This is a genomic window from Ornithinimicrobium ciconiae (assembly GCF_007197575.1).
GTDB lineage: Bacteria > Actinomycetota > Actinomycetes > Actinomycetales > Dermatophilaceae > Ornithinicoccus > Ornithinicoccus ciconiae.
The window spans coordinates 566,364-586,286 of record NZ_CP041616.1 but is presented as its reverse complement, the minus strand read 5'-3'; the positions used below and the strand labels follow the sequence as shown (position 1 = coordinate 586,286).

Annotated in this window: 16 protein-coding genes; 3 read left to right on the top strand and 13 right to left on the bottom strand. The window is 69.0% G+C overall.

Annotated features, from left to right (window positions below; genetic code table 11):
- Positions 1-132: 132 nt before the first annotated feature.
- The gene (locus FNH13_RS02585; RefSeq protein ID WP_143782012.1) at positions 133-777 is read left to right on the top strand and encodes a GOLPH3/VPS74 family protein; all 645 of its coding nucleotides are present in this window, start codon (positions 133-135) and stop codon (positions 775-777) included.
- Positions 778-1,196: 419 nt separating this feature from the next.
- Here FNH13_RS02585 and FNH13_RS02580 read toward each other — a convergent pair whose 3' ends face one another.
- Positions 1,197-1,973, bottom strand: a complete 777-nt coding sequence (locus FNH13_RS02580; protein ID WP_143782011.1) for an SDR family NAD(P)-dependent oxidoreductase — start codon at positions 1,971-1,973, stop codon at positions 1,197-1,199.
- Positions 1,974-2,537: 564 nt separating this feature from the next.
- Between FNH13_RS02580 and FNH13_RS02575 the strand changes: the two genes are divergently transcribed.
- Complete coding sequence (locus FNH13_RS02575) at positions 2,538-3,581, top strand: zinc-binding dehydrogenase (protein WP_143782010.1); 1,044 nt, start codon at positions 2,538-2,540, stop codon at positions 3,579-3,581.
- 106 nt (positions 3,582-3,687) lie between these two features.
- Here the strand turns inward: FNH13_RS02575 and purU are convergent, their stop codons facing one another.
- From purU to FNH13_RS02555, 4 genes are all read right to left on the bottom strand, one after another.
- Entirely contained in the window at positions 3,688-4,572 is an 885-nt protein-coding gene (gene purU, locus FNH13_RS02570) for a formyltetrahydrofolate deformylase (RefSeq protein ID WP_202878849.1), read from the bottom strand.
- 148 nt (positions 4,573-4,720) lie between these two features.
- Positions 4,721-5,680, bottom strand: coding sequence for a glycine betaine ABC transporter substrate-binding protein (locus FNH13_RS02565; RefSeq protein ID WP_228266550.1), 960 nt, complete (start codon positions 5,678-5,680; stop codon positions 4,721-4,723).
- 83 nt (positions 5,681-5,763) lie between these two features.
- Entirely contained in the window at positions 5,764-6,717 is a 954-nt protein-coding gene (locus tag FNH13_RS02560; protein WP_228266548.1) for an ABC transporter permease, read from the bottom strand.
- Entirely contained in the window at positions 6,717-8,000 is a 1,284-nt protein-coding gene (locus FNH13_RS02555) for a quaternary amine ABC transporter ATP-binding protein (protein ID WP_143782009.1), read from the bottom strand. Before FNH13_RS02555 ends, FNH13_RS02560 begins: the two co-directional genes overlap by 1 nt.
- Positions 8,001-8,612: 612 nt before the next feature.
- Between FNH13_RS02555 and FNH13_RS02550 the strand changes: the two genes are divergently transcribed.
- Positions 8,613-9,671, top strand: a complete 1,059-nt coding sequence (locus FNH13_RS02550; RefSeq protein WP_143782008.1) for a helix-turn-helix transcriptional regulator — start codon at positions 8,613-8,615, stop codon at positions 9,669-9,671.
- A gap of 8 nt (positions 9,672-9,679) precedes the next feature.
- On the opposite strand, the gene FNH13_RS02545 is transcribed toward FNH13_RS02550, so the two are convergent.
- The 8 genes from FNH13_RS02545 to FNH13_RS02515 are packed head-to-tail and all read right to left on the bottom strand — an operon-like array spanning position 9,680 to position 19,886.
- Positions 9,680-9,877, bottom strand: coding sequence for a DUF1707 domain-containing protein (locus tag FNH13_RS02545; RefSeq protein WP_143782007.1), 198 nt, complete (start codon positions 9,875-9,877; stop codon positions 9,680-9,682).
- Positions 9,878-9,902: 25 nt separating this feature from the next.
- Positions 9,903-10,790 carry an ABC transporter permease subunit gene (locus tag FNH13_RS02540; RefSeq protein WP_143782006.1) on the bottom strand — a complete coding sequence of 296 codons (888 nt, stop codon included), beginning with the start codon at positions 10,788-10,790 and terminating at the stop codon, positions 9,903-9,905.
- Positions 10,787-11,728, bottom strand: coding sequence for an ABC transporter ATP-binding protein (locus FNH13_RS02535; protein ID WP_143782005.1), 942 nt, complete (start codon positions 11,726-11,728; stop codon positions 10,787-10,789). Before FNH13_RS02535 ends, FNH13_RS02540 begins: the two co-directional genes overlap by 4 nt.
- On the bottom strand, positions 11,725-13,131 hold the full coding sequence (locus FNH13_RS02530; RefSeq protein WP_165699985.1) for an acyl-CoA thioesterase/bile acid-CoA:amino acid N-acyltransferase family protein: 1,407 nt from the start codon (positions 13,129-13,131) through the stop codon (positions 11,725-11,727). Before FNH13_RS02530 ends, FNH13_RS02535 begins: the two co-directional genes overlap by 4 nt.
- Complete coding sequence (locus tag FNH13_RS18925) at positions 13,128-14,276, bottom strand: M50 family metallopeptidase (protein WP_165699984.1); 1,149 nt, start codon at positions 14,274-14,276, stop codon at positions 13,128-13,130. The genes FNH13_RS02530 and FNH13_RS18925 overlap by 4 nt, the downstream gene beginning before the upstream one ends.
- Positions 14,276-15,355: a thiopeptide-type bacteriocin biosynthesis protein gene (locus FNH13_RS02525; protein WP_143782003.1), complete on the bottom strand. Its 1,080-nt coding sequence runs from the start codon at positions 15,353-15,355 to the stop codon at positions 14,276-14,278. Before FNH13_RS02525 ends, FNH13_RS18925 begins: the two co-directional genes overlap by 1 nt.
- Entirely contained in the window at positions 15,352-18,267 is a 2,916-nt protein-coding gene (locus tag FNH13_RS02520) for a lantibiotic dehydratase (RefSeq protein WP_143782002.1), read from the bottom strand. The genes FNH13_RS02525 and FNH13_RS02520 overlap by 4 nt, the downstream gene beginning before the upstream one ends.
- Entirely contained in the window at positions 18,264-19,886 is a 1,623-nt protein-coding gene (locus FNH13_RS02515) for a SagB family peptide dehydrogenase (protein WP_143782001.1), read from the bottom strand. The genes FNH13_RS02520 and FNH13_RS02515 overlap by 4 nt, the downstream gene beginning before the upstream one ends.
- Positions 19,887-19,923: the final 37 nt, after the last annotated feature.

Here is a 19,923-nt window from a genome sequence, read left to right as displayed (position 1 = left end):
GCGGAGTCGGCCGGCCGACATACGGTGGGGGCACTGCACCCGTCCAGCAGGCGGGACCGGTGCGGCGACGGAACCGTCACCGAGCACGGCCCGTCGCAGGGGTGCGCACAGATCTGCTCTGGGAGGAACGCGATGTCGATGCTGCTGGCCGAGGAGCTGGTGCTGCTGCTCATGGACGACGAGACCGGGCACTGCGAGGTGCCCGAGCGCGAGGCCTCGCAGGGGGTCGCCCTCGCGCTGGTCTTCGAGTTGTCGCTGCGCCGTGCGCTCGCCGTCGAGGGCGACACGCTCGCCCTGCAGCGCACCACCTCAACGGGCGATCCGCTCCTGGACGTGGCGGCCCACAGCGTGACCGCCCTGACCCCGGTCGCCGCCGTCGAGAAGCTCGCCGGCGAGGGCGTGCTGGAGGCCGCTCTGGCCCGGCTCGTCAGCCGCGGCGTGCTGCACGACGCCGCGGTGTGGTCCCCCGGCATCCACCTGCCCAGAGATCCGCACCCGGAGTCCACGGTCCGCGCGCGCCTGCGCGAGGTGCTCGCCGAGGGCCGCGGCGCCAACGACCAGGAGGCCGCTCTCGTCGCGCTGCTCCACCACCTGGAGATCGTCCCGGCCGTGCTCCCCGACGACGACCCGGGCATCACCGTGCCCCGTGCCGCCGAGGTGGCCAGCCGGTCCCGGCCGATGCAGGACTATCAGGGTGGACCGAAGAAGAAGCGGTCCTGGTTCAACGCCATCGACCTCCTCGACCTGGTGGGCCAGGGGCTCAACATCTTCAATTAGCCGCTGGTCGGGCGCCTGCCGGCATCGCCGAGCACGCTAGAGCCCCGGCAGCCAATCAGTCCTGGAAAGAGCACCGGCATGGATTGGCGCCACCACGTACAACGTCGCCACCCGGACAGCCATGGATGCCGACGTCGCAGCCGAAAAGCGCACAGTCCGCGTGGCTGGGGGCACGTCGTGCGAGCTGCAACGCTGGCGGTCAACAGCGCCTGTCCGCATGGGGAGTTCGTTGGCGAGGTCGCGACATTCTGGAGTTCTGAGGATCACCTTGGACAGGGATAGAGCAGGCGCCCCGCTGGGTGCCGACCCCTGCTGCGCCCTCTGGCAAGCACCCGGTGGTCCGCACGGATTCTCCTCTGCCCCGGCACAGGGCGTCAGCGAGAGAAATGACGCTTTCTAGATCAACGCGTCCGCGTCGGTCAGCCGAAGGGTGGGGTGAATCGCCCGTCGATCGCGGTCCACCCGCCGTCGACGAGCAGCTGGCTGCCCGTCACGAAGCTCGCGGCGTCGCTGGCCAGGTAGGCGACCGCACCGACGAGCTCCTCGGGTCGCGCCCAGCGACCCAGCGCCGACTTCTCGGCATAGGCCCGCCCCCACGCCTCGTCGGCACGGATCTGCTCGGTGAGCGGTGTCTCGACCACGCCGGGGGCCACCGCGTTGACCCGCACCCCGCGCGGACCCAGCTCGGCGGCCAGCGCGCGCAGGAGTTGGACCATGCCAGCCTTCGTGGCGGCATACACCCCTTGTCCTGGCTCGACCGCGAGCGCCCGGATCGAGCTCAGCGCGATGATCGACCCGCTCCCCCGCGCTGCCATCGCCGGCGCGAACGCCTGCACCGCGTTGAAGGTCCCGCGCAGGTTGAGGTCCACGACGCGGTCGAACTCCGCGGCGCTGTAGTCGAGCACCGGTTTGCGCACATTGGTCGCCGCCGTCAGGACGAGCACATCCACGTCCGCCACCTGCGCAGCGACGTCCGCCAGGCTGCCGGGGTCCAGCACGTCCGCCCGCCGTGCCGCGGCCTCCGAGTGCTCCGCCGCGCGGGTCGCCGCAGCTGCCGCGACCTCCTCCTGCGCGTCCAGGCAGGTCACGCGTGCGCCTTGGGCAGCCATACCCTCGACGATCTCTGCGCCGATGCCTCCGCACCCGATCACCACTGCGTGCTTGCCATCGAGCCGGAACATCGTGCTGTAATCCATGGGCTGAGGGTATCGACATCGGCTCGTCGTCGGTCACGCGACATTGCCGCGACGGGATGATGTGGACTTGTCTCATGACGACCCATCGTGAGCATCGACGCGGTCACTACTTCCGCGGAGATCGCGGGGGACGCAGAGTTCGGGCAGGATAGCGCCCAGCTCTACCGCACCAACGAGGATCACCTGACCCAGCTGCTACGGCCAGCGACCGAGTCAGTCACGCATATCTGTCAGTCGTGCCTGACGGAGCACGCAACCAAATGACCATCACGGCGCCCCGCCAGGACCGACTGGTCGCGTCCTGGGAGTACGGCCTGTTCCGCAAGAAGTCCGGAATCCCTCGTCGTGCCGTACTCCGCAATCCGGAAGGTCAGCGCACAGGCCGCAGCAACAGACCCGTCCCTCGCGGGCAATCCGACGGTCACCATCGAGACCCACCGTCCTATCATCATCGCTATCCCACCCAAGGGGTCTCCTTTGGCGGGCTCTGTCCGCGATGCCCTCACCGCGACAGGGTCATGATGAGGCCCACCCAGGGTCGGTGATCACACAGAAAGGACCACAGTGCGCACGGTGACGTTCAACGCCTTCGGGGAGCTGCCCTCCGTCACAGACGTTCCCGTGCCACCCGCACCGGACGGCGGCGTGGTGGTCGAGGTGCGGGCCACCGGTTTGTGCCGCTCGGACTGGCACGGCTGGGCGGGCCACGACACGGACATCACCGTCCTCCCGCACACGCCGGGCCACGAGTTCGCGGGCGTCATCCACGCGGTGGGCGCAGGGGTCGAGCGCGTGGTGCCCGGGCAGCGGGTCACCTTCCCCTTCGCCCTGGGGTGCGGGCAGTGCCGCGTCTGCCGAGCGGGCGCCTCCCACGTCTGTCCTGACCAGTGGCAGCCCGGGGTCAACGGGCCCGGTTCGTTCGCGGACTACGTGGCCCTGCCCTGGGCCGACTTCAACGTGGTCGCGCTCCCGGACTCGGTGAGTTTCGCCGTCGCGGCAGGGTTGGGGTGCCGGTTCGCCACGGCATATCGGGCTGTGGTGGACGTGGGTCAGGTGCGCGCCCGGGAGACGGTCACCGTGTTCGGCTGCGGCGGTGTCGGGCTGGCTGCGGTGATGATCGCGCACTCGCGGGGTGCTGAGGTGATCGCGATCGACGTCGACCGCGGGGCCCTCGACCTGGCGACCAGCCTCGGCGCCGGGAGCGTCCTTGATGCTGGCAACGGAGACGTGGCGGAGCGGGTTCGCGAGCTCACCGAAGGTGGGGCGGACGTGGCAGTCGAGGCGCTGGGCAGTGTCGTGACCGCGGAGGCAGCGATCCGGAGCCTGGCGATCCGTGGGAGACACCTGCAGATCGGGCTCCTGCCCCCGGCGGTCGTCGGCGACCGGGCCACCGTGCCGATGCACACCGTGATCGCCCGGGAGCTGCAGGTGCTGGGCAGCCACGGTATGCCGGCACGGGACTACCCACGGATGCTGGCTGACATTGCGTCAGGACGGCTGGCCCCGGAGCGGCTGCTCGGCCGCACGATCACCCTTGAGGAGGCGCCGGCAGCCCTGGCGGCGATGGACAGCGCGTCCACACCGGGCGTGACGATCATCGAGCCGTGACACGGCGCGCTCGGTCACCTCTCGAACGCAACGCGGCGCGCCCCGGTTCCCGCTGGGGACGCAACGCCGTGTGCCCTGTCGAGGACGGGCTGCGCGCGAGGGTGAGTCAGTCGAAGACGACGGTGCGCCGACCGCGCAGCACCACCCGTTGCTCGGCGTGCCAGCGCACGGCCCGCGACAGCGCCATGGCCTCGAGCTCCTGGCCGACCGAGGCCAGCTCGGCCGGGCTCATCCGGTGGTCCACACGCCGGAAGTCCTGCTCGATGATCGGCCCCTCGTCCAGGTCCGCGGTCACATAGTGCGCTGTCGCCCCGATCACCTTCACTCCACGGTCGTGGGCCTGGGTGTAGGGCTTGGCACCCTTGAAACTGGGCAGCAGTGAGTGGTGGATGTTGATGATCCGGCCGGGCAGCTCGGCGCACAGCCCCTCGGAGAGCACCTGCATGTAGCGGGCCAGCACGACCGTGTCGACCTGGTGCGCGGCGATCAGTTCGCGCAGTTGCGCCTCGGCCTGGCCCTTGGTGTCCGGGGTGACCGGCACGTGATGGAACGGGATCCCGTGCCACTCGGCCAGTGCCCGGAAGTCCTCGTGGTTGGAGACGATGACGGGGATCTCCACGTCCATGAGACCGGTGCGGGTGCGAAAGAGCAGGTCGTTGAGGACATGACCCTGCCGGCTGACCATCACCAGGATCCGGTGCCGCACCGAGCGGTCCGTCAGCCCCCACTGCATGCCAAACTCGCGCACGGTCGGAGCGAGCGCCGTCTCCAGCTCTTCCGGTGCCAGCGGAGCGCCCTCACGTCGCAGGTGCATCCGCAGGTGGAACTCTCCAGTGCTGGCGTCGCCGAACTGCTGGCTGTCGAGGATCGTCAGCTGCTGCTCCATCATGACGCCGGCCACGGCGTGCACGACGCCGCGCCGGTCCTGGCAGGACACGGTCAGGACAAACTCGCGGCCGGGCTCCAGCCCCGGTTGCTGCACTTCAGTCACGGGGCGCGAGTCTACGTCGCGCGCCCACGGCAACAGTCCGTGGAGCGGACCGACCCGTGGGCCACGGCAGCGACCCCCTGCCCACAGCAACGGCCCGCCCCGGAGTGAAAACTCCGGAACGGGCCGTGCTGATCTGCGCTGCCTGCGATCAGCCCGTCAGGGTCCCGACGAAGTCAGGGTTGGCCTCGAGCCAGGCCTCGATGGCCTCGGCTTCCTGACCGCCACCAAACTCATTGACAACCGTGTCCTCCAACGAGCCGTAGGCGTCGTCGTCGAGCTTGAAGTTGGCAAACATCTCAGCAACCTCGGGGAACTCATCGCTGAAGCCCGCCGTGGCGATCGCGTTCAGCGTCTCCGCCTCGCCGAGGGCACCCTCCGGGTCCTCCAGGTCCTTGACCGGGAACTCGCTGTTGGCCCAGAACGGCCGCCACAGCGTGACGACGATGTCCTCCTCGTTGTCGATCGCGGTCCCCAGCTCGGTGAGCATCGCCGTCGTGGACGACTCGACCAGGGTGTAGTCATCAAGGCCGTAGGTCGGCATGACCGACTCCTTGGTCGCCTTGGTCAGGCCGGCGCCGGGCTCGATCCCGATGATCTCGCCGCCGAACATGTCGACGTTGTCCGGCAGTTCAGCGATCGAGTTGATCTCGGTGTACTCCGGCACGGCGAAGGTGAGTTTCGCGTTTTCGTAGTAGGCGCCGAGGTCCTCGAGTTGGTCGCCGTACTCCTCCATGTAGGAGGCGTGCGTCACCTCGGGCCAGGCCGAGGGATAGATGTCGATATCGCCGTTGGCGACGCCGGTGTAGAGCAGGCCGGCATCGGCGATCTCGGTGATCTCGACCTCGTAGCCCTCGCCCTCGAGGACGTTCTTCCAGAGGTATGCCGTGCTGAGACCGTCCGTCCACGACGGGATGATGCCCAGCGTGATGGTGCCGCCCTCACCGCCGCCAGCAGCGTCCTCGCCACCCTCGTCGGTGCCCTCGGCTGCGTTGTCGCCAGCGTTGGCGTCGTCCTCGCTGTCACCCCCGTCGGAGCCGCAGGCGGTCAGGGTCAGCGCGAGCAGGCCGGTGATGGCTCCGGTGCGCATGATCATCGAAGTGTGTTTCATGAAGTTGTTCCTCCTTGGGGGAGTTTGTCGGCCTCGCGGCCGCAGGTGCTGCGGACTCAGGTCCGCCGTCGCATCAGCCCAGCTCAGACCATCGCCTTTCGTCCCTCGAGATCAGCGTCCTCATCCACTGCCTGCACTGGCACGACGCCGGAACTGCGCCCACGTCGGCGCAACAGTGAGAAGCCACCACCACCCACCGAGGCGGTGACCCGGTCCAGATAGATCGCGAGCACGACCACCGACAGCCCGGCCTCGAAGCCCAGCCCGATGTTGAGCGTCATGATCGCCGAGACCACCGCACCGCCCAGGCCGCCGGCGCCGACCAGCCCGGCGATCACGGCCATCGACAGCGCCAGCATGATGACCTGGTTGACCCCGGCCATGATGGTGGGCATCGCCAGGGGGAACTGGATGCCGCTCAGGATCTGTCGCGGTGTGCCGCCAAAGGCCTGACCCGCCTCGACGACCTCGGCATCGACCTGTCGGATGCCGAGCTCTGTCAGCCGCACCCCCGGAGGCAGCGCAAAGATGACGGTGGCAATCAGCGCGCCGGGCACGCCGATGCTGAAGAGGGTGACGACCGGGACCAGCCACACAAAGGCTGGCATGGTCTGCATCAGGTCCATGACGGGTCGGATGGCCGCGCTGAGTCCGTCCCAGCGGGCGGCCGCAATGCCCAGCGGGATCGCAATCACCAGCGCCACGACCGTGGCCACGACGACCAGCGCCAGCGTGACCATGGAGTTCTCCCACTGGTCCATGCCGATGACGGCACCGAGGCTGAGCAACGATCCCAGCCCCAGCTTCCAGTCGCGGGCGAGCCAGGCAAGCAGCGACAACGCGATCACCACGGCGATCGCCGGTGGCCACGCAAGGAGGTCGGCCAGGCCGTCCACCGCGTTCTCGATGCCGTCCGCGAGGAGGTTGAAGAACTCGCGGAAGTTGGTCTTGACCCAGTCGAAACCGGTGTCGATCCACTCGCCGACGGGGATCCGCGGGATCCCCGACTCGACGGTGTCCATCGTGGGCAGCATCATCAGAGTTCTCCTCCTGCCGCGCCAGCCTCGGCAAAAGCCTGGCTCCCGCCCACGGCATGGATGTCAGCCTCAGCAACGTCCTGCCCGCCCACGCTGGCCAGGGCGCTGAGCATGGTCACCCTCGGGATGACACCCACCAGCCGGGTGCCGTCCATGACCGCCAGCGCGTCCGGGCTCACCGCCGAGGCGGCGAACAGGTCGGCCAGCGCCACGTCGGGCGCCACCGTGACGACGGGCTCGACGAGGCCGGTCAGGTCGTCCTGCTGCAGCTCCACCGCACGGGCCACGTCGTCCTCACGCACCACACCCAGGAGCGAATAGCGGCGGTCGACGACCATCAGGTGCGAGAGCTGGTGCTCGCGCATCAGGCGGTGCGCCGTGCGCGGGCCCTGCTCGGAGCCGAGCACCGCCACGGGAGGCTCCATGACCGAGGATGCAGTCAGCACCCTAGTGCGGTCGACGTCCTGGACGAACTGGGCGACATAGTCGTTGGCGGGGTCGTTGAGGATCTGCTCGGCGGTCCCGATCTGCACGATCCGGCCGTCGCGCATCATCGCGATCCGGTCGCCGAGACGCATCGCCTCGTTGAGGTCGTGGGTGATGAACAGGATCGTCTTGTCCAGCCGCTGCTGCAGCTCGATGAGCTGATCCTGCATCTCGCGGCGGATGAGCGGGTCGAGCGCGCTGAACGCCTCGTCCATCAGCAGCACGTCGGTGCCGGCGGCCAGAGCCCGGGCCAGTCCGACGCGCTGGCGCATGCCACCGGAGAGCTCGCCGGGCAGCGAGCCGCCCCACCCGCCGAGGCCGACCATCTCCAGGGCCCGCTCGGCCTGGGCCTGCCGGTCGGCCCGGTTGATGCCCTGCAGGGTCAGGCCGTAGGCAGCGTTCTCACCGACCGTGCGGTGCGGCAGGAGTGCGAAGTGCTGGAAGACCATGCTGATCTTTTCGCGGCGCAACGTGCGCAGTCCCTTGTCGTCCAGGTCCTTGACGTTGTGACCAGCGACCTCGACCTGGCCAGCCGTCGGGGTCAACAGACCGTTGACCATCCGGATGAGGGTCGACTTGCCCGATCCGGACAGTCCCATCACGACGAAGATCTCTCCAGCATTGACCTCGAAGGAGGCGTCGATGACTGCGGCAGTCACGCCCTCGCGGTGCAACTCCTCGCGGTCCGCCCCGGCCCGCAGCCGCTCCACCGCCCGCTCTGGGCGGCGACCGAACACTTTGTAGGCATGCTCCGCCCTGATCACTGACACCGTGATGAGCTCCTCAGGTCTTGACATCAACCGTACGCTGACATCTCGGACAGCACCTCAACGTCCCTGCAGTGTCAGCGCATGCGTCACAGCACGCCGAGCGGCCGGAGCCGGATGACCCCAGGAGGAGGCGCCGCGCGCTCAAACGTACCAATGACACCCGGGGGATTCCCAAATTTTTATAACATTCCGGTCACTATTCAGGAATCGATTTAACGGCGTCGCTGGATAAAGAGGGGCGCGTCGTTCACTCACGTCCAGACAGTTCCACCGTTCGGCGAGCGGTGTTGCGCCCAGGGATTCTTCGGTGATCGTGTGGTGGGGCGGACGCTCTCGTGGGAGGACCGCACGGGCCGTCACTCGGTGTGATCCCAACACGTGATGCACGCGGGGTCAACCTCTGTCTCCGCTGCGCTGGCCGCAGTGGGGGCCAGGAGGGCGAGGGCGGCAATCGCCGTCGCGGTGAAAACCTTCAGGGACATGAGAACCTTCATGGGAGTGCTCCATCGTTCGTCGCTAGAGTGGTCGTAGTTCGCACGCTAGCGGCGCCGCGAACCTCGTGGGGAAATTCGAGTTGTCCGGAACGGGCCATGACAGCAATTGCGCATCAGGCCACGTTCCACGGGATGTGGAGGGCACGTGGACACGGAGTGTTCGGAGCTGACCAAGGTGTTGTCCGAGGTGCTCTCCGACGCGGGCGAGGACCCCGCTGGCGCCGGGGTGTATGCCGTGCTCCTCACGCAAGGGCCGCTGGAGTCCGAGGCGATCGCGGCCACGCTGGGCACCAACGCCGACGCGTTGGCGCCCGTGACTTCGCGGCTCATCGAGCTCGGCCTGGTGCGCTGTGACCATGTGCGCGAGGAGTTGCTCGTCGCCGTCTCCCTCGACGCCCCGATCAACCGGATCGTCGCCGCAGCTGAAGCCAGCGCCGCCACCTCGATCGACCGTGTCTCACGCATGCGCGCATCCTCCTCGGAGGCTGCGCGACTGCTCCGCCAGGTCCAGAGCCTGAGCACCGAGGAGCCGGAGTCCCAGACCCTGGACAGCGCCAGCGAGGTCGTCACCTTCCTGCACCAGATGAACGCCGAGTGCACCTCGGAGGTGCTGGCCCTGGTGGACCACAACCCAGGCCCCGCCGCGCTGCGGCAGTCCCGCGACCAGGACCTCGCCCTCCTCGACAAGGGCGTCCGGGTCCGCAGCATCTATCTCAGCTCAGCCCGCAGCCAGCCCGAGCTGATGGCCTACCTGCGCTGGCTGGAGGAGCACGGGGCACAGGTGGCTCTGGCACCTGTCGTCCCGGTCCGCACCCTGGTCTTCGACAACCGCACCGCCCTCGTCGTCCGTGACCCCGAGGACCGGTCTGCCGGGGCCGTGGTGGTGCGCAGCCCCGGCCTGGTCATGGCCCTGACCTGGCTCTTCGAGTTCCGGTGGCAGCAGGCTGAGCCCCTGGGTGCACCCACACCTCCGAGCGACGGCCCCTCCGCCGTCGAGCTCGAGTTGCTCCGCCACTTCGCGCAGGGTCGCAAGGACGCCGCCATCGCACGCCGCATGGACGTCTCGGTCCGCACGGTCCGTCGCACCGTGACGCAACTGAGCGAACGCCTGGGCGTCTCCAGCCGCTTCGAGCTCGGCGCTCGCGCGGCCGAGATGGGCTGGATCAGCCTCCATCCCACCCGGACTGCCCACGACCCGGACTGACGAGGTCGTCACTCGTGCTCGCGTGGCTCCGCCGGTGCCTCGAGGTCGTCGAGCAAGCCGTCGAGATCGCTGGCCACGACCGCCGCCCGGGCTCGCGCCACCCGCTCCTGATATTCCTGCGCCGTGAGCCGCCCCATCCCCTGGTGCCGCATCAGCGACCGCACGACCCGCTCGCGCTCGCGCGTGCCAATCCGCAACTCCGTCATCAGACCGATCCTTTCGTCGTCCCACTCACAGCACATCACGGCGCTGGAACGCCCGCACGGCGAGCGCCAGCCCCACGACCGTCCACACCAGGATGATCAGCACCGCGACCCAGCCGTCGGTCACTGCTCCGACTCCGGGCAGCCCCTGTCCACTGGTCACCCCTCCGTGGTCCAGTGCAGCCGCCAGCGAGCCGACGTTGGGTGTCAGCAGCACGGAGCGGGCGGCGTCGGCGACGGGCAGGGCCCCCGCGAGGCCCCCGATGAGCAACATCTCGACGGCCACCAGCCAGGCGATCGCCACCACCGAGGCCGTCATCGTGTTGCGCAGCAGGATGCCGAGGGAGAAGCCGACCGTCGCATAGCCGGTGGACATGATCCAGACCCCCGCGGCCCCGGCCGCCAGGTTGCCCAGGTCGAGTCGCAGCGAGCCACCCTCAAGGAGGGTCAGTGCTGCACCGCTCACCAGTCCGAGCACGACCGTGAGCACCGCGGTGACCGCGAGGACGGCCAGGATGGCGCCATAGCGGGCCAGCAGAAAGCTCACCCGGTGTGGACAGCGGGCGACGAGGGTGCCCAGCGTGCCGAAGCGGTAGTCACCAGCGGCCACGAGCGCCCCCAGCACGACGAAGACCGGGATGCCGTATCCCGGAACGGAGGCCGCGACATACGTCCCGGCCAGTTCGGGGGCGAGCGAGGCGACCATGTTCGCTGCCTGCTCCGGATCGAGCTCGGCGCCCATGGCGCGGTAGACGGTGAACTGCACCACGTAGGCGAACACCAGGATCTGGAGCAACCAGACGCCAACCGCGATGCGCACGCCCGGTCGGCGACTCAGGGCGGACAGCTCGGCCCGCAGGTATCGGACGCCAGGCGATCGCCGAACCATCACCGGCTGCGCAGTCACTGCGCTCATGAGACTGCTCCTCTCACCACATGCTCGGTTCCCGCATCGGGATCTGCGGTCAGTGCCAGGTAGGCCGATTCCAGGGATTCACCCTGCGTGACGGATCGGACCTCGATCCCCGCCCCGACGAGGGCTCGGACCACCGGGGTGGTGCTGCCGTCCGTGGAGCGGGCGTGCACGGCGCCGCCGCTGGCCCGCACGTCGGTGACGCCCTCAGCCGACTCCAGCACCCGCACGGCCTCGGCCGTGTCGGACACCTCCAGCACGATGCTGATGCCACTGCCTGTCCCCCGGCGCAGCTCCTCGGGGGTCCCCTCGGAGACGACGGCGCCCTCGTGAAGGATCGCGACCCGGTCACAGACCTGCTCGAGCTCGGCCAGCAGGTGGCTGGAGAGCAGCACCGTCCGTCCCTCGTCCCGGACCCGCGCGAGGAGGTCACGCACGTAGACCATGGCCTGCGGGTCCAGCCCGTTGACCGGCTCGTCCAGGATCAGCACGGGTGGGTCACCCAGCAGGGCACCGGCGATCCCGAGCCGCTGCTTCATGCCCAGCGAGTAGCCGGAGAACCTGCTGCGTGCGCGCTCACTGAGACCGACCGTCTCCAGGACCCGCTCGACAGCGGGAGCCGACTCACCCAGGTAGCGGGCCAGGAGGAGCAGGTTGTCCCGCCCGCTCAGGTGCGGATAATAGGCAGGTGTCTCGATGAGCGACCCCACGAGCTGACCGGTTGAGCACCCGCCAGCCGGGTGGCCCAGCACGCTGGCTTGGCCCCCGGTCGGCGCAACCAGGCCCACGAGGATGCGCATCAGGGTCGTCTTGCCGGCGCCATTGCGCCCCACCAGGCCGTAGATCTGACCGGCCTGGATGCTCAGATCAATGCCACGGAGCGCCGTGACGCCCCCTGGGTAGGTTTTGGACACATGGGTGCACTGGACCGCGACAGTCATCGGGTCCTCCTCTCTGCGGCGCCGGACACGCCGGCGGGCGCTGGATGCAGGTCGTCGAGCATTGCGGTGGACATTGGGAGACCGTCGAGTGCTGGAGGAGCCGGATCGAGCCCGGACCGCCACCGATCCAGGAAGTCCAGCTGCCGCACCCAGGCGTTCACGGCAGCGGCGGCGTGCTCGGCCCGCTCCCCGCCGAAGTCGATGCTGAAGAAGGAGGTCGGGCTCAGGTCAATCGACGGTGGCATGCCGGGGATGCCCATCGGGAAAGCCACGAAGTGCCCGACCCGGGCATAGCGCAGGTCCTCGGCCAGCTCGACCCGGCCGTGGGCGTGGAGCCGCGCCAGGATCAGGTCAGCGAACTCCGCGGACGGCCAGAGCTGATCGTCCTCTCCACTGACCAGCAGGAGCGGTCCGGTGCACCGTTCCACCGCGATCCCGGCCCGGCGCACCCGGTCGGGATGGCGCAGGTCCTCACGGAAGGACTCGACCTGTCGCATCGGACGCCTGCGCAGCATCCCCCACGCGCTCCCCAGCCAGTCACGCATCCCCAGCTTCGAGCCGTTGAACGGCAGCGGAACCGCGCCGCGCACCCAGGCCGCGTGGGTGAAGTCGGAGAAGTTGGTGGTCAGGCCCGGCTGGCGCAGGGCCGAGGGGGCCACGGCGACGACCGCGCCGACCCGGGGGTTGTCGGAGGCCAGTTGCAGGGCCAGCTCAGCACCGCGTGAGATGCCGACCGCTGCGATCTGCGCGCCGGTCACGTCGGGCCTGGCCAGGAGCCAGGAGACTGCTCCATCGATGTCGTCGAGGTCGATCCCGGCGAGCGTCGGGGGTCGGTCCTCGACCCCGAAGTAGGCCAGCGCCAGGACCACGTAACCCTCGTCCGCCAGCAGTGACGCGGCGTGGTTCAGGCTCCCGCCGTCCGACCCGCCGAGCAACAGCACAGCGGGACGGGGCTGCCGGTCCCCGGGCCGGTGCACCGTCCCGACGATGCCTGGCTCGGCGACCGACTCCTCCACCACCCGGTGACCGAAATGGCGCACCACCGCGTCCACCACTGCCACCTCACCGGCCGTCCCGAGCTCGACGGCAAACCGGTACTGGAGCGGCGTCGCGCGCTGCTTGCGGAACAGCGCGGTGCCATCACCCACCACGGACCACAGCGGACCGGTCGGATCGACACCCGCATAGGAGCTCCCGGTCAGCGGAGCGTCCCGCGTCAGATCGATCACCCCCTCACTGTCGGCCCGGAAGGCCGAGCGCGAGGTCCACACCCGCAGCGCACCATCGGTCGTCGTCACGACCAGGTCTGCCGGGGCATACGGCGTCAACCCCTCGATGCGGACCGAGAGACTGTCATCAACCCTGGTCCGGCGGGGTGCTACTTGCAGGGTCACGGCGCTCACCAGGGCACCTCCCCGGTGAGGAGCAGGTGTCCAGCCACCCACAGGGTCCACAACGTCACCACGCTCAGCAGGATCATCACGACCAGGCCATAGACCGGCACCACCCAGCGGGCCGCGCCGGAGGCTGCCGGGATCGGACCGCGACGCAGGACTGCTTTCCACCACGAGCGGCTCTCGGCCGCGATGTCCCAGACGCCGAGGGCGTGGCTCAGGGCCTTCTGCCCGTCCAGCCCGAGGACCGGCACCAGGTTGACCAGCTGTGCCATGGCGCCGAGGATGAGCACCACCACGCAGGTGTCCGCGACCGGGTGCCCCGCTGGCACCAGCAACCACGTCACGAAGACCGGCAGCAGCACAACCAACCCAGCCAGGACCCCGGACAGGGACACCACGACCCGCTGCCACCGGTGCGACACCAGATAGATGTCCTCGACCTTGGTGTAGACCGTGACCAGGGGAAATCTCCAGGAGAGGCCGATCTCCCGGCACCGGCCACCGAACTGGACGCAGGTCACCGCGTGCGTGAACTCGTGCACCACCAGCGACAGCAAGACCACGACGACCCCGACGGCGACCGAGAGCGGCGCGCTGGTCCAGCTGTCGGCATACCCCTCCCAGAGCGCCGGCAGGTGCGCCCCGACGGTCGCCAGCATCAGCAGGACGAGCACGCCCGCGACGGCGGCGGTTGCCGGGTGCAGCAGCCACGCCGCCCTGCGCTGCAGCCATCCGATGGCTGCACCGGGGTCGATCAGCGGCAGGCGCACCCTGGTCAGGCGCGCCGGCGTGGCCCGACCCGCGGTGTTCTGCTCACGCAGTCGGTCGTATGCCGTCTGGCTGGCCTGCGGGGACTCCCCCGGTGGCACGAGGAGCCGGCGGGTATAGAGAAGCCCCATCAACTGGTGCCAGGAGGCATCGGCGAGAGCCTTGCCGAACTCCGCCTCGTAGTCCTCCTCGATCTGCCCGAAGGTCTGGGTGCCGTCCAGCCGGGCGAGCACGAAGGCCTCCCGGGGCGAGACCTGGAAGTAGCCGTCCGAGCGGAGGTCACGCACGACGTGCACGGTCTGGCCCACCCGGCGGACGGGCGGACCGACCGTCACCTCCTCGCCGAGGACCGGCGTGGCGTGCGGGGCCAGGGTGGAGGCCATCAGGCCACGTCCGCCAGCAGCGTCTCGAGGTAGCGGGCCAGCAGGTGGGAGAGGTAGACCTCCTCCACGATGCTGACCCCCAACCGGTTGTTGGTCATGTGGATGAAGGGCACCAGCATCGTGCGCAGGGTCACCTCAGGGTCGGTGGTCACCACGCGGTCACCCTCCAGGATCCGCTCGGGAAAGACCAGGTCACCGGCGTCGGTCGCGGCCAGGACCCGGTCGCGGGTCTGCGCCATGTGCGCCGCCCAGTCACCGAGGAACCCCGGCAGGCTCTCCGGTCGGCCCGTCTCGATCGCGGTGCGCACCGCCGAGAGGCGCTCACCCAGCTGGGCGGCCATCTCCTGGTAGTTGGTCTCGAACCCGTCCCGGGTGGGAGAGTCCTTGGCCAGCATCGTGGTCTCCCACATCGTCTGGTAACCCTCGTGGAAGCGAACTCCGTCCTCGGGGCGCGGCAGGAAGGTCAGCGTGCTGACCGCCATCAGCTGCAGGGCCAGCCCGAACATCACATTGCGCACGTGCAGGTTGGTGCTGGCCACGAGCCGCAGCACGGTGTCGCTGGAGTGCTCGAAGTGCTGCTCGGCCAGCCGCACGCCGTGGGGGCCGCCGTACTTCACGTACTCCGGTTCGTAGGGGTACTCGGCGATGGTGTTGCTCTCCTGCATCGGCATGCTGCCGTCGGTGCCGTACTTCTCCTCCCACTCTGCCTCGGAGTACTCCATGAGGAACATGTCCTTGTAGAGGGTCCCGAGCACGGACGGATCACTCTTGTAGAGGGAGGGGCGGCTCTTGATGAAGGTCTCCGCGGCATAGCGCGTCCGGGCCAGGACGACCGCCCGGTCCTCAGGGTCCGTGGGGTGCAGCCGGAGCCGGATGTGCGGCCCCTCCATCCAGTAGCGGATGAAGAACCAGCCGTCGATCAGGCCCTCCTCGCGCAGGGTGTCGACGAGGGGCTGGACGCACTCCTCCAGCAGCGGGTTGGAGTTGCTGCTGTAAAAGATGTGCAGTGCGATCCAGTCCTCGGCCACGGGTGGCTCCTGGAGCGCGGCCAAAGCTCGGGGTGCGGTGGACGTGGTCATGATGGGGACCCTTCCGTGATGATCAGCTCAAAGGTCTGCTCTGAGACGTAGGACCCGTGGTCATCGGTCAGCCACAGGGCCTCCGGGCCCGGGAGCATCTCGTTGAACACGATGCGGGCGGTCTGCTGGCGCAGCATGTCGTCGAGGAGCTGCAGACAGGGCTCGCTGGTGAAGTCGATGTATTGCGGCTTCCCACGGCTGGCGCTCATCCCCGCGCCGTCGGTCTCCGGCCTGGTCTGGTCCGGCTGGTCCTCCAGCTCCTCTCCCCCACCGGCCGACAGAGTGGCGAAGACGTGGCGGGGCAGGCCGTGGGTGGCCCGGAATCGCTGCCACTCCAGATACCACCTCGACGCCGAGTCGAAGTCCCGGCGGTGCGGGAGCTTGTCGGGGTTGGCCTTCCAGGTCTCCCGGACCAGGACGACGTCGCCATAGCGGACCCGGGGATGGGAGCTGATGACCTGCTCACCGAGCGGGGCATCGGTGCCGCTCCACAGGTCGAGCTGGGCCATCTTGTTGAGCGAGAACAGCAGGAGGACACGTTGGATGTCCGAGAGCGCGAACGGCAGCAGGAAGCCCAGGTAGACCGGGATGACCCGCTTGCCCAACCGAGGGCAGAAGAGCACCAGCTGCTCGGTCTGCGGGTCGTGGCGCACCTCCAGGTCCGACACATAGATGCGGTCCGCCTCAGAGCGGCTGGTGACCTCACCGGGACAGACGATCTCGTAGGCCGTCACCGAGGGGTGCAGGTTGAGGTTGGTGGTGTCCACCCCTCCGGTGATCTCAGCAAAGACCGCATCGTCCGGTTGGTGCTCCAGCAGGTGCGCCCGCAGGTCCTCGACCAGCCCGGCACCGGGTTGACCGTCCTGCGCGAGAGCGTGCAGGAAGCGGGAGAACATCAGGGACAGACCGGTGTAGGACTTGTTGAGCACCACACCGGGTCGGTCACCACCGATGAACTGTGCGAAGAAGCTGCGCGGGTCCGGGTCCCCGGTCCCGGCGGGCAGCTCGGCGACGATGTCGTCGAAGAACGTCTCGGGCAGCACCAGTTCGTCGTGCACGTCGTCGACGGTGGCGAAGGCGCGGCGCATGCCCCGGATCAGCGCTAACCGACCCTGGTGCAGGGCGTCAACCTCCGCGAGGTCCAGCCAGTTGGGGGGCGCGGCGGGCAGCCCGTCATCGTCGGTGAGTCCCGGCCCGCTCGTCGTCTTGAGGAACTCGTCAAAGATGTCGAGGTGGAAGTCCTGCACCAGCTTCACCAGGTCGTAGCAGACCCCGCCGCGTCCGAAGCGCACCGTGAAGAATCCGGTCAGCAGGTAGCGCTGCGGCGCGAGGGCGTCGAAGACCGGCAGGATGCTCGCGACCCGGTGGAGGGCCGGAGCCAGGTCCTGCTCCCAGCGGGTCCGGGAGGCGAGCACCTCGTGGCCGTCGGGGGCGGTGTCCTCATAGATCAGGGTCTGGGGCACTGAGCCCTCCGGTGCGTCCAGCGAGGTCATCACCTCCTCCAGTTCGCCGCGCGTGGCCCGCAGCAGTTCCCGGCGGTCGCTGGCTGAGGCACTGGCGAACTGGTCCACGAGGTCGCTGACCCGGTCGAGCCGCCCCGCGATCTGCTCCGCCCACGGCTGGCCGATCGCCCGCAGCCCGGCCGTGAAGGCCCGGGTCGGGTCGTCCGAGTGCAGGTCGACCTGCAGCTGCGGGGTGGTGACCAGGTCCAGGCGGACCACCGAGTCCAGGAACCTGTCGATGTCCTCCCGGGAGGCCGTCTCCAGCCGGTCGTGCATCGCCTCGGCCACCTGCCCGAGCGTGGTGCCGGGAGCGGAGGTGAGGACCTCGATCAGCTGGGCCAGCAACTGTCCTGCTGCCAGATAGAAGACGTTCTCCTGCATCGAGTCGAGGGTGATCGCCCCCGCATCCGAGCGGTTGGTGACCCGGCGGCGGCGCAGATAGCGCAATCGCTCCGAGCGGATCTCCCATCCGGTCACCAGCTCCAGCGGCAGGTCGAGGCTGTGCTCGGGGTGGAGGCGCAGGGCCTCGACGATGCGCGGGACCACTGCGACGTTGAGCCGGGTGCTGCCCACGACGCGGCTCAGGTCACCGGAACCGGCGACCAGGGCGTCCGTCTCCTCGGACAGTCGCCCGGGGGCGACCGTCGTCAGGGTGCTGAACGGGCTGGTCTTGCAGGCGGTGCGATAGACGTAGTGCAGCAGGGACCTGGCCTGCTTGCGCGACTTCTTGGTCTCCCGCCCGGACTCGACGCTCTGGGCGTAGTCACCCAGGCGGGCATCCAGCAGGGGCGAGGCGAGGGTCAGGCCCTGGCGGAAGACCTCGTTCTCCGCCAGGTCCAGTAGGTGCCGGCGTGCGGCAGCGACGTCCTCGGCGAGCGCTTCCTCACCGTCTGACACGGTGTCCTGGAGTTCGCGACAGTCCGCGAGCCACCGGGTCAGGGTGTCCCGCAGCTCCGTGCCGTGGCCGGCGACCGCGGACAGCGCGGCCTCGGGGTCGCGGGGGAGCCGCTGGTTGTGCACGTCGCGACGAAGTCTCAGGAGCGCCTGACGGTTGGCCTGGTCGGCGTTGCCACCGATGGCCGATTCCAGGAGCAACCCGATGCGCTCCCCCGCGCCAGCCAGCCGGGCCTCACCGGCCAGGACCTCACGGGCCCAGTCCGCGGCGCGTGGGCTCGACAGCCCGGCCACCACGTCATACGGCAGGCCACCGGAACGGGAGACAAAGTGCGGGTTGAAGGTGCAGGCCTGGTCGGCTGACTCGGTGCCCGCGGCCCGGGGCGGGGTGGCCCGGGGTTGATCAGCTCGGAGTTGATCAGCTCGGAGTTGATCAGTTCGGGGTTGGTCAGCTTGGGGTTGATCAGTTCGGGACGGGAAGGCCTGGGTCTCAGGTCGGATATCCAGCTCGGTCATCGCGTGCTCTCCTCTGCCAGGCGCAGGTGCATCTGGGCACCTGCGGTGTCCTCGTGGCCGACCATGAGAATCAGCATCGGCCACTCTGCCGTGGTGTCATCCGCCTCCAACGAGGCGGTTCCGAAGGCCTCCCCGTAGGAGGTGTTGTCGAAGCCGAGGGCGGCACCACAGCCCAGGCCGCGAGCGGTCGCGGCGAGATAGCCGTACTGCGTGGCTGCGCCGATCGCGGCGTTCTGCAACCGCAGTCCCCGCGGCCCGTAGTGCTCGATGATCTGACCGGGTCGGCCGGTCAGGACGATGACGGCCGCGATCCGTGCCATGTCGTAGTTGCGCAGGAAGTAGTTGCCCTGCAAGAACAGCTCCAGCCCGGCCTCGAGGGTCTGGGAGAGTTCCCCCGTGGAGCCCTCGTAGCGATAGATTCCCTTGGCGACATCCGTGACGTGGGTCGCGCAGACCCAGGTGCTGACCAGGTCATCCGGCAACTCGCCAGCAATGCCAAACCCGTCATTGGCGGCATTGACCGCGTCCAGGATGGCGCGCAGGTCGCCCTGGCTGATCGGTGGATCGGCGGCGAATCGACCAAAGCTGCTCCTGCGCCGCAGCAGCACCTCACGTAGCGGCATCTCACCGAGGGGCTGCGCGGGCAGCACCACGTGGGGGGCGGCATCGTCCGGCGCGTGTCGTGGCTTCCGGGGCGGCGGCGGAGGCACCTGCCATGGGTTGTCGCCGCCCGCAGCAGCGAGGATCTCGGACTGGATGTCGTCGATGACCTCAAAACTGCGCGGCGCCCGGGACTTCTCGTGCTCACGGTGTCGGACGGGCGTGCTGTGTCGCCCGCCCTGGGCGACGGCGCCGCCCATGGGCACCGGCACAACAGCCACCGTGCTCTCCGCATAGCCGTCGAGACCCAGGAGGTCATTGAGGTCACGCTCGTCAAACCAGAGGTTGGCTCGCAGCGGCAGGCCCTGGTTGCGGCACCACAGCTCCCAGGTTGCCAAGACCGTGCCGATGTCCATGGCGGTCACGTGGGGGCAGAAGCTGTTGTACTTGAAGGCGTTCTGCCAGAACTTGATGGACAACACCAGATAGCTGCCCGCCCCCGTGGCGTGCGGCCCGAGCGAGTCCTGGATGCGGCCGAGATAGTTGCCGACGGCGAGCCTGCTCAGCGAGTGCCGGGCACTGTTCCAGTTGTAGATCCCCGGTGCCAGTCCCTGTTCGCCGTTGGTCACCAGGTAGATCTCGATGGGATAGAGACCTCCTCCGGAGGCGGTCCCGCGGGACCAGACCGCCCGGTCGTACCACGGCATGGCAGGCACATCGTCGTTGCGGTGCACCGCAGCACGCCGACCCGACAGACCGTAGGAGTGCCACAGCATGCTGCCCAGCGAGGCCAGGTCGAAGTCACCGGGCCGCTCCCGGCGCGAGCACCCGAGCGCATAGCCCAGGGGCCGGTCCACCGCGGGAGCCTGCCGCGCCAGGGCGATGGACTGCGTGCCGGGATAGACCTTGTAGCGGCGAGGTTGGTCGTCCCAGGGCACGTCGTACTCCAGGGGGGCCATCGGGACCCGACCACGGCGCAGGATGTCGTGCATGTAGGTGGCGGTAGCAGTTGCGGTCATCGTGGGCTCCTTCTCACGTCGCTGTGCTCTGTGGTCT